Below are 12059 nucleotides of genomic sequence, written 5' to 3' on the forward strand. Positions count from 1 at the left end.
TCCCGCCCACGGAAAATACGTCGACAGACTGGACAAGGTGTCGTATGAGTCATAATCTTAATCAATCGATTGATTAAGTTCAGAGTCGCGCAATGAATACACCCACCATGACAACCAAAGGTGAACAGGCGAAAAATCAGCTCATTGCCGCCGCACTGGCGCAATTTGGCGAGTACGGCCTGCATGCCACTACGCGTGATATTGCGGCTCAGGCCGGACAAAACATTGCGGCCATCACCTACTATTTTGGCTCAAAAGAGGATTTATATCTCGCCTGTGCCCAGTGGATTGCTGATTTTATCGGCTCGCAGTTTCGCCCTCACGCGGAGGAAGCAGAGCGACTGTTTTCTCAGCCAAAGCCAGACCGGGCCGCGATGCGCGAGCTTATCCTGCGCGCCTGCAAAAATATGATCATGCTGTTAACCCAGGACGACACGGTTAACCTGAGCAAATTTATTTCACGCGAGCAGCTTTCCCCTACCGCCGCGTATCAACTGGTGCATGACCAGGTTATCGATCCACTGCATACCCACCTGACACGCCTGATCGCCGCCTATACTGGCTGCGATGCCCATGATACCCAAATGATCCTGCACACCCACGCCATACTTGGCGAAGTGCTGGCCTTTCGCCTGGGTAAAGAAACGATTCTGTTACGTACGGGCTGGTCACAATTTGATGAGGATAAAACCGCGCTGATTTACCAAACGGTCACCTGTCATATCGATCTTATTCTGCAAGGTTTAACGCAAAGGAGTCTGGAGTCATGAAAAAACCTGTCGTTCTTGGGCTGGTTATCGCGGCCCTCGTTGCCGTGATTGCCGGTGGAACGTGGTGGTATCAAAGTCGGCAAGATAACGGCCTGACGCTGTACGGCAACGTCGACATCCGTAGCGTCAACCTGAGTTTTCGCGTCGGTGGTCGACTGGCCTCGCTGGCGGTTGACGAAGGCGATGCCATTACCGCAGGCCAGGTGCTGGGCGAACTGGATCACGCCCCGTATGAGAACGCGCTGATGCAGGCAAAAGCCAATGTTGCCGCCGCCCAGGCACAGTACGACCTGATGCTGGCAGGTTATCGGGAAGAAGAAATCGCGCAAACTGCCGCGGCGGTAAAACAGGCGCAGGCGGCTTATGATTACGCGCAGAATTTTTATAATCGACAGGTAGGATTGTGGAAAAGTCGCACCATCTCCGCCAACGATCTGGAAAATGCCCGTTCATCGCGTGACCAGGCGCTGGCATCGTTAAAATCCGCGCAAGATAAACTCACGCAATATCGCAGCGGTAACCGTCCGCAGGATATTGCGCAGGCAAAAGCCACACTCGAACAGGCCCAGGCCGAGCTGGCACAGGCAGAGCTTAATTTGCATGACACCACACTAACCTCACCGTCTGACGGTACGCTGCTTACCCGTGCGGTCGAACCCGGCAGTATGCTAAGCGCAGGCGGTACGGTACTGACGCTGTCGCTCACCCGCCCGGTCTGGGTGCGCGCCTATGTTGACGAGCGTAATCTGAGCCAGGCGCAGCCGGGACGTGAAATTTTGCTCTACACCGACGGTCGGCCGGACAAACCGTATCACGGTAAAATTGGCTTCGTGTCACCTACTGCAGAATTTACCCCGAAAACGGTGGAAACCCCGGACCTGCGTACTGACCTGGTTTACCGTCTGCGTATTGTCGTGACCGACGCAGACGATGCGCTACGCCAGGGAATGCCGGTGACGGTAAAATTCGGTACCGAGGCGCGGCATGAATGACGCTGTCATTACGCTGAATGGTCTGACGAAACGCTTTGCCGGGATGGAAAAACCGGCAGTCGCCCCACTCGACTGCACCATTCATGCAGGCTACGTTACTGGGCTTGTCGGGCCTGATGGTGCCGGGAAAACCACGCTAATGCGGATGCTTGCGGGTCTGCTAAAACCTGATGACGGCAGCGCCACAGTGATCGGCTTCGACCCCATCAAGGACGACAGTGCGCTGCATGCGGTACTGGGTTATATGCCACAGAAATTTGGCCTGTATGAAGATTTAACCGTCATGGAGAACCTCAATCTCTATGCCGATTTGCGCAGTGTCACCGGCGAAGCGCGAGAAAAAACGTTTGCCCGCCTGCTGGAATTTACCTCGTTGGGGCCATTTACCGGGCGTCTGGCTGGCAAACTTTCCGGTGGGATGAAACAGAAGCTGGGGCTGGCCTGTACGCTGGTCGGCGAGCCCAAAGTGTTGTTGCTTGATGAGCCAGGTGTCGGCGTCGACCCCATCTCCCGTCGTGAACTGTGGCAAATGGTGCACGAACTGGCAGGGGATGGCATGTTGATCCTCTGGAGTACCTCGTATCTGGATGAGGCAGAGCAGTGCCGTGATGTGCTGTTGATGAACGAAGGCGAACTGTTGTATCAGGGCGAACCGACGCGACTGACGCAAACCATGGCGGGCCGCAGTTTCCTGATGAGCAGTCCGCAGGAAAACAACCGTCGGTTGCTGCAGCGGGCATTAAAACTACCGCAGGTCAGCGACGGGATGATTCAGGGTAAATCGGTACGTTTGATCCTGAAAAAAACAGCCACTGCGGACGATATTCGTCGGGCGGACGGGATGCCGGAGATTAACATCAGCGAAACGACGCCCCGCTTCGAGGATGCCTTCATTGATTTACTGGGTGGTGCCGGTACGTCGGAATCACCGCTGGGCGCGATCCTGCATACGGTTGAGGGAACGCCTGGTGAAACGGTGATCGAAGCCAAAGCACTGACCAAGAAATTTGGTGATTTTGCGGCCACCGATCATGTGGATTTTGCCGTACAACGTGGTGAGATTTTTGGCCTGCTTGGGCCAAACGGTGCCGGTAAATCCACCACCTTTAAAATGATGTGCGGTCTGCTGGTCCCCACCTCCGGCAAAGCGCTGGTGCTGGATATGGATCTGAAAGTCAGCTCCGGCAAAGCGCGCCAGCATCTGGGTTATATGGCGCAAAAATTCTCCCTGTACGGCAACCTGACGGTTGAGCAGAATCTGCGCTTTTTCTCTGGCGTCTACGGCCTGCGCGGTCGGGCGCAGAAAGAGAAAATCGATCGTATGAGCGAGGCATTCGGCCTGAAAAGCATCGCGTCTCACGCCACCGACGATCTGCCGCTGGGCTTTAAGCAGCGCCTGGCACTGGCCTGCTCGCTGATGCATGAACCCGATATCCTGTTCCTCGATGAACCCACTTCCGGGGTCGATCCCCTCACCCGTCGGGAATTCTGGCTGCATATCAACAGCATGGTAGAGAAAGGGGTTACGGTGATGGTCACCACCCACTTTATGGACGAGGCGGAATACTGTGATCGTATCGGGCTGGTATATCGCGGCAAGCTGATTGCCAGCGGCACGCCTGACGATCTGAAAGCACAAGCAGCCGATAGCGACACGCCGGACCCGACTATGGAGCAGGCGTTTATTACGCTTATCAATGACTGGGATAAGGAGCATACGCATGAGTAGCCACTCTCTCTCCTGGCGGCGCGTGCGGGCGTTGTGCGTGAAAGAAACACGCCAGATCGTCCGCGATCCCAGTAGCTGGCTAATTGCGGTAGTGATCCCGCTACTGCTGCTGTTTATCTTCGGCTACGGGATCAACCTCGACTCCAGCAAGCTGCGGGTGGGGATTTTGCTTGAACAGCAAAGCAAAGAGGCGCTGGACTTTACCCATACCATGACCGGCTCGCCCTATATTGATGCCACCATCAGCGATAACCGTCAGGAATTGATTGAGAAAATGCAGGCCGGACGCATTCGCGGCCTGGTGGTGATCCCGGTAGATTTTGCCCAACAGATGGCGCGCCCCAACGACGTAGCGCCCATTCAGGTCATCACCGACGGCAGTGAGCCAAACACGGCTAACTTTGTGCAGGGTTATGTCGAAGGTATTTGGCAGATTTGGCAAAAGCAACGGGCAGAAGACCGCGGTGAATCGTTCGAGCCACTGATCGATGTGCAGACCCGGTACTGGTTTAACCCGGCGGCCATCAGCCAGCATTTTATTATTCCTGGGGCGGTCACTATCATTATGACGGTCATTGGCGCGATCCTCACTTCGCTTGTGGTAGCGCGTGAGTGGGAACGTGGCACCATGGAAGCGCTGCTGTCTACCGAAGTCACCCGCGTCGAACTGCTGCTGTGTAAGCTTATCCCCTATTACTTTCTTGGCATGCTGGCGATGCTGCTGTGTATGTTGGTTTCGGTATTTATTCTGGGCGTGCCGTATCGCGGTTCGTTGCTGATCCTGTTTTTTATTACCAGCCTGTTTCTGCTCAGCACACTCGGTATGGGTTTACTGATTTCCACCATCACTCGCAATCAGTTTAACGCCGCACAGGTGGCGCTAAACGCCGCCTTCCTGCCTTCAATTATGTTGTCGGGATTTATCTTCCAGATAGATAGCATGCCGGCGATTATCCGCGCGGTGACTTACATTATTCCCGCACGCTATTTCGTCAGCACGTTGCAAAGCCTGTTTCTGGCGGGAAATATTCCGGTGGTGCTGATTATCAACGTGTTGTTTTTAATCGCTTCGGCGGTGATGTTTATTGGCCTGACGTGGCTTAAAACCAAACGTCGGCTGGATTAAGGGGACTGGCATGTTTCATCGCTTATGGACATTAATTCGCAAAGAGCTGCAATCGCTGCTGCGTGAGCCGCAGACGCGGGCCATTTTAATTTTACCGGTACTGATTCAGGTCATTCTGTTCCCGTTCGCCGCAACACTGGAAGTCACTAACGCCACTATCGCTATCTATAACGAAGATAACGGTAAACATTCGGTGGAATTAACCCAGCGTTTTGCCCGTGCCAGCGCCTTTACCCATATTCTGCTGCTAAAAAGCCCACAGGAAATCCAACCCACCATCGACACGCAAAAAGCACTGTTGCTGGTGCGCTTCCCGGCAGACTTCTCGCGTAATCTGGATACTTTCCAGCAGGCGCCCATGCAGCTCATTCTCGATGGGCGCAACTCCAACAGCGCGCAGATTGCCGCGAATTATCTGCAGCAGATCGTTAAGGCGTATCAGCAGGAGCTGATGGACGGCAAGCCAAAACCGAACAACAGCGAGCTGGTCGTGCGTAACTGGTATAACCCCAATCTGGATTACAAATGGTTCGTAGTTCCGTCGCTGATCGCTATGATCACCACCATCGGCGTGATGATCGTCACCTCACTGTCGGTCGCCCGCGAGCGCGAACAGGGCACGCTCGATCAGCTGCTGGTTTCCCCGCTGACGACCTGGCAGATTTTCATCGGTAAAGCGGTGCCTGCACTGATTGTTGCCACCTTTCAGGCCACCATCGTACTGGCCATCGGCATCTGGGCCTATCACATCCCGTTTGCCGGTTCACTGGGTTTGTTCTACTTCACCATGGTGATTTACGGGTTATCGCTGGTGGGATTTGGCTTGCTGATTTCGTCATTGTGCGCGACACAGCAGCAGGCATTTATCGGCGTCTTTGTCTTTATGATGCCGGCGATTTTGCTGTCCGGATATGTCTCTCCGGTCGAAAATATGCCGGTATGGTTACAAAACCTGACGTGGATAAACCCGATCCGTCACTTTACGGACATCACAAAACAGATTTACCTGAAGGATGCGAGTCTGAAGATTGTCTGGGGAAGTTTGTGGCCGCTATTGGTGATAGCGGCCACAACAGGCTCAGCGGCGTATGCGATGTTTAGACGCAAAGTGATGTAACTTTTTGTCTTTCGCCAACAGCGAGACCACTGCGGGTCCGGCAAGGATCGCCAGCCCCGCCAGCGCCAGTAACACGTTGTTTTGCAGTACACGCGACAGCAGCCACAGTACGATCATTGCCGCACCGAAATACCACGTGGTCGTCAGCTCTTCCAGCACGTCAGCCACATCACGCCAGCGCTGTTCATGGTGACGTTGCAATGCCAGCATTAAGATAACCGTTACGCCATACACGACGCATAATCCCAGGCCGACGTGCACCAACTTGCCGCTCATCCAGCCCATTACCAGCAACGCCACTACCAGTAAATGCAACACAATCTGCCAGCAACTTAGACCCGTTGCGACACGAACACGTTGTTGCCACCTCATGGCTTTTCTCCTGAAGGATTTTTAACTAATTATTCAGAGTACCGGACTTTACGGAAAATTCCGCAACACCGCATCTTTTTGTGACGGCGACTACACTATTTATTTCGCCACAGAATTCGCGATACGGTCAAAACCCCCGCATCCCGAAGGATGACGGAGAGAGTCAGGAAAGTGACGCCAACGGGAGAATCATGAGCGAATCCGCAGACCGATTTTCATTCAATGTGCTCACCATTAATACTCACAAGGGTTTCACCGCCTTTAACAGATGCTTTATTTTGCCCGAGCTGCGGGATGCCATCAGGGCAGTTGGCGCTGATATTGTGTGCCTGCAGGAAGTGCTGGGCGCTCACGACGTACACGCACTGCAGATAGAAAACTGGCCGGATACCAGCCACTACGAGTTTCTGGCCGACACCATGTGGAGCGATTTCGCCTACGGGCGCAATGCCGTGTATCCACAAGGACATCACGGCAACGCCGTGCTATCGCGTTACCCCATTGAACATTATGAAAATCGTGATGTATCCGTTGGCACGAGTGAAAAGCGTGGTGTGCTTTACTGCCGCATTGTGCCGCCGATGCTTTCCCGCCCGATTCATGTGATGTGCGTCCACCTCGGTTTGCGTGAGGCCCATCGCCAGGCACAGCTCAGCATGCTGACAAATTGGGTTAATGCCCTGCCCGACACGGACCCCGTGGTGGTTGCTGGCGATTTTAACGACTGGCGACAGCAGGCGAATTATCCGTTAAAGAGCCAGGCCGGTCTTGACGAGATTTTTACTCGCGCTCACGGTCGCCCGGCACGAACGTTCCCGGTGCGATGTCCTCTACTGCGCCTCGACAGGATCTATGTAAAAAATGCTAACGCCAGTATGCCAACCGCGCTGGCGCTGCGACACTGGCGACATTTGTCCGATCATGCCCCCCTGAGCGCGGAGATTCGTGTATGAAAACTGGCTGGCGTGAAGGCAATCAAATTCAGCTACTGGAAAACGGCGATCAGTACTATCCCGCCGTATTTCACGCGATTGAACACGCGGAGCAAAAAATCATTCTGGAGACCTTTATCTGGTTTGAAGATGCGGTAGGAAAACAGCTACATGCCGCGCTGATCGCTGCCGCGCACCGCGGGATCGCCGCAGAGGTGTTGCTGGACGGCTATGGCTCACCAGATCTCAGCGATCGCTTTGTCGAAGAGTTAACCGCGGCGGGTATTGTTTTCCGTTATTACGATCCGCGCCCACGTCTGTTCGGGATGCGCACCAATCTGTTTCGCCGGATGCATCGCAAAATTGTGGTCATTGACGATCGCATCGCCTTCGTCGGCGGCATTAATTACTCCGCCGAACACATGTCTGACTACGGGCCGGAAGCCAAGCAAGATTACGCTGTGCGTGTTGAAGGCCCGATTGTGGTCGATATTCTTACCTTCGTGCTGGAGAGCCTGCCGGGACATAGCGCCGTACGCCGCTGGTGGCGACGGCATCACCGGGCAGTCGACAATCATCGCCCCGGCGAAGCGCAGGCGCTGTTCGTCTGGCGTGATAACGAGGAACATCGCGATGATATTGAACGCCATTATTTGAAAATGCTCGCGCAGGCAAAGCGGGAAGTGATTATTGCCAATGCCTATTTCTTCCCCGGTTATCGTCTGTTGCATGCACTACGTAAAGCGGCGCGACGCGGCGTACGGGTAAAACTCATCGTTCAGGGCGAGCCTGATATACCCATTGTGAAAGTGGGTGCCCAGTTGCTGTATAACTATCTGGTCAAAGGGGGCGTCCACGTCTATGAATATCACCGCAAGCCGCTGCATGGCAAAGTGGCGCTGATGGACGATCACTGGGCTACCGTCGGCTCCAGCAATCTTGACCCGCTCAGTCTGTCGCTGAATCTGGAAGCCAATCTCATTATTCATGACCGTGCTTTTAATCAGATACTGCGCGACAACCTGAACCCTATTATTGCGCAGGACTGCAAGCGGGTTGACGAATCCATGCTGCCAAAACGAACCTGGTGGAACCTGACCAAAAGCGTATTGGCATTTCACTTTTTACGCCACTTCCCGGCACTGGTCGGTTGGCTACCGGCACACACTCCACGCCTGACTGAAGTGGAGCCGCCGGCACAACCTGCGCTCGAAACACAAGATCGCATTCAAACCGGGGATGCAGGAGGAAAAAACTGATGGCGACGTCGGGTGAAAAAGTTGCGGGTATCAAACGAGGAAGCGATGGCTAAATCATCATGACTTTAGTGCCGGATGCGGCTTAACGTCTTATCCGGCCTACTTTCAAGGCCGGACAGGCGCAGCGCCATCCGGCGACAAGCATTATCGACGATTGCCGAAGATACGCAGCAACATCAGGAACAGGTTGATGAAGTCCAGATACAGCGTTAACGCGCCGAGGATCGCATACTTGCGCAGATTCGAACTATCACGCAAGTCGATCTGCTCACCGATGTTTTTCAGCTTTTGCGTATCGTAGGCCGTCAGGCCGACAAACACGATCACCCCAATGTAGGTCACCGCCCACATCAGCGCTTCGCTCTTCAGCCAGAAGTTAACCAACGAGGCCAGAACGATACCAATTAACGCCATAAACAGCATGTTACCCAAGCCGCTGAGATCACGTTTAGTGGTGTATCCGTACAGGCTCATGATACCGAACATCCCGCCGGTGACCACGAAGGTGCTGGCGATAGACGAGTAGGTATAAACGATAAAAATACTCGATAGCGTCAGCCCGGTTAACGCCGAATAGAGCATAAACAGCGTCGTTGCCATTCCGGCACTGAGCTTTTGCACCATTCCCGACAGGACAAATACCAGCGCCAGTTGTGCAATAATCAGCCCAAAGAAGGTAATTTTGCTGGAAAAGACAAACATCATCACTGCAGGCGTATTCGCCGCATACCATGCAATAAACGCCGTCAGTAACAACCCACAGGTCATCCAGCCATAGACCTGCGCCATGTAGGTTTGCAGGCCGGAACGGGCCTGCACAATAGAATCGGATCGTGGGAATCGGTCCATGACAATCTCCTGAGTCAGTATGTGCCTAAACCAATTGTACTCTACCAGCGTTTTGCTGCTTGCTTATCGCTGTCGCGGGCGTCGACCCAACGTTCACCTTCTGGCGTGGCTTCGCGTTTCCAGAACGGCGCACGCGTTTTCAGGTAATCCATAATGAACTGCCCGGCATCAAACGCGCTACTACGGTGTGCACTGGTCACACCGACAAAAACAATTTCATCGCCCGGCCACAATTCGCCAATGCGATGGATCACCGTTACCCGGCCTAACGGCCAGCGCGTACGCGCTTCGTCAACGATTTCCGCCAGCGCTTTTTCAGTCATCCCCGGATAGTGTTCCAGCGTTAATGCTTGCACGCTGTCACCCAGATTATGATTGCGGACTTTACCAGTGAAGGTGACCACCGCGCCGTCTTCATCGCGCTCGGCAAGCCAGGGGTATTCATCACCGACGCTGAAGGGTGCATGCCCAACAACAATTCGCGTTTCAGCCATTTTAGCCTCCGGTCACTGGCGGGAAGAAAGCCACTTCATCACCCGCCCTGAGAGGATGATCAAAGCTGACCAGCGTCTGGTTTACCGCCGCCAGCAGCTTGCCATCTTCCAGCGCCAGTGCCCAACGATCGCCTTTGCCTGCCAGATGCTGGCGCAGTGCTTCTACCGTTGCAAATTCAGCCGTCACCTCTAGCGCATCGGTGTTAACCAGTTCTCGCACCTGGGCAAAGAAAAGAACCTTAATCATGTGCATCCACCTTAAAATCCCCCGACTTGCCGCCGCTTTTTGCCAGCAGACGTACCGGACCAATCACCATATCCTTTTGTACTGCTTTGCACATGTCGTAAATGGTCAACGCCGCTACGGAAGCCGCCGTTAATGCTTCCATTTCAACACCGGTTTTTCCCGTCAGCCGACATAGCGTTTCGATGCGGACACGGTTGTGTTCCGGTTCGGCCTGCAGATTGACTTCAACCTTGCTGAGCATCAGCGGATGGCACAGCGGGATCAGATCCCAGGTGCGTTTAGCCGCCTGAATACCCGCAATGCGGGCCGTAGCGAAAACATCACCTTTATGATGGCTGCCATCAATAATCATCGCCAGCGTTTCACTGCGCATGGTCACGAATGCTTCAGCTCGCGCCTCGCGTACCGTCTCTGCTTTGGCAGAAACATCCACCATGTGCGCTTCACCAGCGGCATTAATATGGGTTAATTGCGACATACTTATTTCTTCAAATGTGGGTGGAAGTTACACGGACGTGTACGGGCATCGAGCTGCGGCGCAATAATATTTTCCCAGGCGGTACGACACGCTTTGGTCGACCCCGGCATGGCGAAAATCAGCGTCTTATTTGCCACCCCGGCAACCGCACGAGACTGCAGCGTCGCCGTACCAATCTCCTCAAAGGAGAGCATGCGAAATACTTCGCCGAAACCTTCGACTTCTCTGTCAAACAGCGGCAGCAGCGCTTCCGGTGCCTGATCGCCTTCGGTTAAACCGGTACCGCCGGTAATGAGCACCACTTGCACATCGTCACTGGCAATCCACGCAGAAACCAGGGCGCGAATCGCATAACGGTTCTCTTTGACAATCGCCTTATCAACAATCTGATGACCCGCTTCTTGCGCCGAATCGCGCAGATAATGGCCGGAGGTGTCATCTTCTTCGCCACGACGGTTGGAAACGGTAAGAATAGCAATGCGTGTCGGGATAAATTCAGCGCTTACCTGACTCATGAGAAACTCCTTTTAGCGATCAGCCGCCAATGTAAGATAAGTTTTGCGTAATACCGGTATTGTTCTGATGCAGGAAATGGGTCTGCTTTTTCTCCAGCAACGCGGCAGAGATACGTTCTTCAAGCGCAGCCTGCTGGGCGTCGTCGGTCAGCAAATCACGCAAGTTCACCCCGCCTTCACCAAATAAACACAGATGAAGTTTGCCGACGGATGAAACACGCAGGCGATTGCAGGTGGCGCAAAAGTCTTTCTCATAAGGCATGATCAGACCAATTTCACCGGCATAATCAGGATGACAGAAAACCTGAGCCGGACCATCGCTGCGCTGGCGTAACTGGTGGATCCAGCCGCGCTTAAGCAGTTCATCGCGCAGTACCTGCCCGGAGATATGGTGTTTGCGGAAGAGAGAACTGCCCTCACCCGTTTCCATCAGTTCAATAAAACGTAGCTGAATTGGCCGCGGTTGAACCCAGGCCAGGAAGGTGTCCAGTTGATGATGGTTTACATCGCGCATCAGCACGGTGTTGACTTTCACTTTTTCAAAACCGGCATCGAAGGCGGCGTCAATCCCCGCCATCACCTGCTGAAACTTATCCTGCCCGGTAATGGCATGAAACTGACGGGCATCGAGGCTGTCGACGCTGACGTTAAGTGCCGTCAACCCGGCATCGCGCCATGCAGCAGCATCGCGCGCCAGACGATAACCATTGGTGGTTACCGCAATCTGACGAATCGCGTCGTTTTCACGTACGGCAGCAATAATGTCGGTAAAATCGCGACGCAGTGACGGTTCGCCACCTGTCAGACGCACCTTTTCCGTTCCCAGACTGGCGAACGCACGTGTGACGCGGCGAATTTCATCAACGGTCAAAAAGCCGTTATTAGTCACACCACCTGGCTTATAGCCATCTGGCAGACAGTAGGTGCAACGAAAGTTACACACATCGGTAATCGACAAACGCAAGTAGTAAAACTTACGCGCGAATGCATCGGTAAGTTGAGAGCCCATGTACACCTTTCCAAATACGGGAGGCGAAGTCATTTCTTCCTGCGCCCTGGTGACAATCGTATTCACGTATCGTCACGGCCAAAGCACCGTATCATTTGACCCAGGTGCAGAGGCTAGAGTGTTTATACTCGTCATGCTTCGAGTACATTGTGGTTATGCCGATACTAGCG

At 53.9% G+C, this 12059-nt stretch carries 14 protein-coding genes and 1 riboswitch; of the genes, 7 read left to right on the plus strand and 7 right to left on the minus strand.

The window, feature by feature from the left end:
• Positions 1–92: 92 nt before the first annotated feature.
• The 5 genes from cecR to NNO03_RS13145 are packed head-to-tail and all read left to right on the plus strand — an operon-like array spanning position 93 to position 5734.
• Complete coding sequence (gene cecR / locus NNO03_RS13125; RefSeq protein WP_271441261.1) at positions 93–770, plus strand: transcriptional regulator CecR; 678 nt, start codon at positions 93–95, stop codon at positions 768–770.
• Complete coding sequence (hlyD, locus tag NNO03_RS13130) at positions 767–1762, plus strand: secretion protein HlyD (RefSeq protein WP_271441260.1); 996 nt, start codon at positions 767–769, stop codon at positions 1760–1762. Before cecR ends, hlyD begins: the two co-directional genes overlap by 4 nt.
• Positions 1755–3491 (plus strand): ATP-binding cassette domain-containing protein, encoded by a 1737-nt coding sequence (locus NNO03_RS13135; protein ID WP_271449720.1) that lies wholly within the window; start codon positions 1755–1757, stop codon positions 3489–3491. The genes hlyD and NNO03_RS13135 overlap by 8 nt, the downstream gene beginning before the upstream one ends.
• Positions 3484–4617: an ABC transporter permease gene (locus NNO03_RS13140; RefSeq protein WP_121584394.1), complete on the plus strand. Its 1134-nt coding sequence runs from the start codon at positions 3484–3486 to the stop codon at positions 4615–4617. Before NNO03_RS13135 ends, NNO03_RS13140 begins: the two co-directional genes overlap by 8 nt.
• A gap of 10 nt (positions 4618–4627) precedes the next feature.
• Positions 4628–5734, plus strand: a complete 1107-nt coding sequence (locus NNO03_RS13145) for an ABC transporter permease (RefSeq protein WP_271449721.1) — start codon at positions 4628–4630, stop codon at positions 5732–5734.
• Here NNO03_RS13145 and NNO03_RS13150 read toward each other — a convergent pair.
• Positions 5696–6106 carry a YbhQ family protein gene (locus NNO03_RS13150; protein WP_048212208.1) on the minus strand — a complete coding sequence of 137 codons (411 nt, stop codon included), beginning with the start codon at positions 6104–6106 and terminating at the stop codon, positions 5696–5698. The genes NNO03_RS13145 and NNO03_RS13150 overlap by 39 nt on opposite strands.
• A gap of 191 nt (positions 6107–6297) precedes the next feature.
• Here NNO03_RS13150 and NNO03_RS13155 point away from each other — a divergent pair, with 191 nt between their 5' ends.
• Complete coding sequence (locus NNO03_RS13155) at positions 6298–7059, plus strand: endonuclease/exonuclease/phosphatase family protein (RefSeq protein WP_271449722.1); 762 nt, start codon at positions 6298–6300, stop codon at positions 7057–7059.
• The gene (gene clsB / locus NNO03_RS13160) at positions 7056–8297 is read left to right on the plus strand and encodes a cardiolipin synthase ClsB (protein ID WP_271449723.1); all 1242 of its coding nucleotides are present in this window, start codon (positions 7056–7058) and stop codon (positions 8295–8297) included. Before NNO03_RS13155 ends, clsB begins: the two co-directional genes overlap by 4 nt.
• Before the next feature lie 144 nt (positions 8298–8441).
• On the opposite strand, the gene NNO03_RS13165 is transcribed toward clsB, so the two are convergent.
• The 6 genes from NNO03_RS13165 to moaA all read right to left on the minus strand — a co-directional run bounded on the left by NNO03_RS13165 (position 8442) and on the right by moaA (position 11889).
• Positions 8442–9146, minus strand: coding sequence for a Bax inhibitor-1/YccA family protein (locus NNO03_RS13165; RefSeq protein WP_137384338.1), 705 nt, complete (start codon positions 9144–9146; stop codon positions 8442–8444).
• A 41-nt stretch (positions 9147–9187) separates the two neighbouring features.
• Positions 9188–9640, minus strand: coding sequence for a molybdopterin synthase catalytic subunit MoaE (moaE, locus tag NNO03_RS13170; protein WP_271441256.1), 453 nt, complete (start codon positions 9638–9640; stop codon positions 9188–9190).
• 1 nt (position 9641) lies between these two features.
• Positions 9642–9887 carry a molybdopterin synthase sulfur carrier subunit gene (gene moaD / locus NNO03_RS13175; protein ID WP_271449724.1) on the minus strand — a complete coding sequence of 82 codons (246 nt, stop codon included), beginning with the start codon at positions 9885–9887 and terminating at the stop codon, positions 9642–9644.
• The gene (moaC, locus tag NNO03_RS13180) at positions 9880–10365 is read right to left on the minus strand and encodes a cyclic pyranopterin monophosphate synthase MoaC (RefSeq protein WP_137384341.1); all 486 of its coding nucleotides are present in this window, start codon (positions 10363–10365) and stop codon (positions 9880–9882) included. Before moaC ends, moaD begins: the two co-directional genes overlap by 8 nt.
• A 2-nt stretch (positions 10366–10367) precedes the next feature.
• The gene (gene moaB / locus NNO03_RS13185) at positions 10368–10880 is read right to left on the minus strand and encodes a molybdenum cofactor biosynthesis protein B (protein ID WP_271449725.1); all 513 of its coding nucleotides are present in this window, start codon (positions 10878–10880) and stop codon (positions 10368–10370) included.
• A 19-nt stretch (positions 10881–10899) separates the two neighbouring features.
• Complete coding sequence (moaA, locus tag NNO03_RS13190) at positions 10900–11889, minus strand: GTP 3',8-cyclase MoaA (protein ID WP_115602345.1); 990 nt, start codon at positions 11887–11889, stop codon at positions 10900–10902.
• A riboswitch (molybdenum cofactor riboswitch) is annotated at positions 11877–12022 on the minus strand. It overlaps the preceding gene by 13 nt.
• Between the last annotated feature and the right edge of the window lie 37 nt (positions 12023–12059).

The organism is Citrobacter sp. Igbk 16, assembly GCF_028069755.1.
Lineage (GTDB): Bacteria > Pseudomonadota > Gammaproteobacteria > Enterobacterales > Enterobacteriaceae > Citrobacter.

Excerpts from the sequence above, each read along its gene's own strand:
- NNO03_RS13165 (WP_137384338.1), bottom strand. The coding sequence starts at position 9,146 with ATGGACCGATTCCCACGATCCGATTCTATTGTGCAGGCCCGTTCCGGC.
- NNO03_RS13140 (WP_121584394.1), top strand. The coding sequence starts at position 3,484 with ATGAGTAGCCACTCTCTCTCCTGGCGGCGCGTGCGGGCGTTGTGCGTG.
- cecR (WP_271441261.1), top strand. The coding sequence starts at position 93 with ATGAATACACCCACCATGACAACCAAAGGTGAACAGGCGAAAAATCAG.
- clsB (WP_271449723.1), top strand. The coding sequence starts at position 7,056 with ATGAAAACTGGCTGGCGTGAAGGCAATCAAATTCAGCTACTGGAAAAC.
- moaA (WP_115602345.1), bottom strand. The coding sequence starts at position 11,889 with ATGGGCTCTCAACTTACCGATGCATTCGCGCGTAAGTTTTACTACTTG.
- NNO03_RS13135 (WP_271449720.1), top strand. The coding sequence starts at position 1,755 with ATGAATGACGCTGTCATTACGCTGAATGGTCTGACGAAACGCTTTGCC.
- moaC (WP_137384341.1), bottom strand. The coding sequence starts at position 10,365 with ATGTCGCAATTAACCCATATTAATGCCGCTGGTGAAGCGCACATGGTG.
- moaD (WP_271449724.1), bottom strand. The coding sequence starts at position 9,887 with ATGATTAAGGTTCTTTTCTTTGCCCAGGTGCGAGAACTGGTTAACACC.
- NNO03_RS13150 (WP_048212208.1), bottom strand. The coding sequence starts at position 6,106 with ATGAGGTGGCAACAACGTGTTCGTGTCGCAACGGGTCTAAGTTGCTGG.
- hlyD (WP_271441260.1), top strand. The coding sequence starts at position 767 with ATGAAAAAACCTGTCGTTCTTGGGCTGGTTATCGCGGCCCTCGTTGCC.
- moaB (WP_271449725.1), bottom strand. The coding sequence starts at position 10,880 with ATGAGTCAGGTAAGCGCTGAATTTATCCCGACACGCATTGCTATTCTT.
- NNO03_RS13145 (WP_271449721.1), top strand. The coding sequence starts at position 4,628 with ATGTTTCATCGCTTATGGACATTAATTCGCAAAGAGCTGCAATCGCTG.
- moaE (WP_271441256.1), bottom strand. The coding sequence starts at position 9,640 with ATGGCTGAAACGCGAATTGTTGTTGGGCATGCACCCTTCAGCGTCGGT.
- NNO03_RS13155 (WP_271449722.1), top strand. The coding sequence starts at position 6,298 with ATGAGCGAATCCGCAGACCGATTTTCATTCAATGTGCTCACCATTAAT.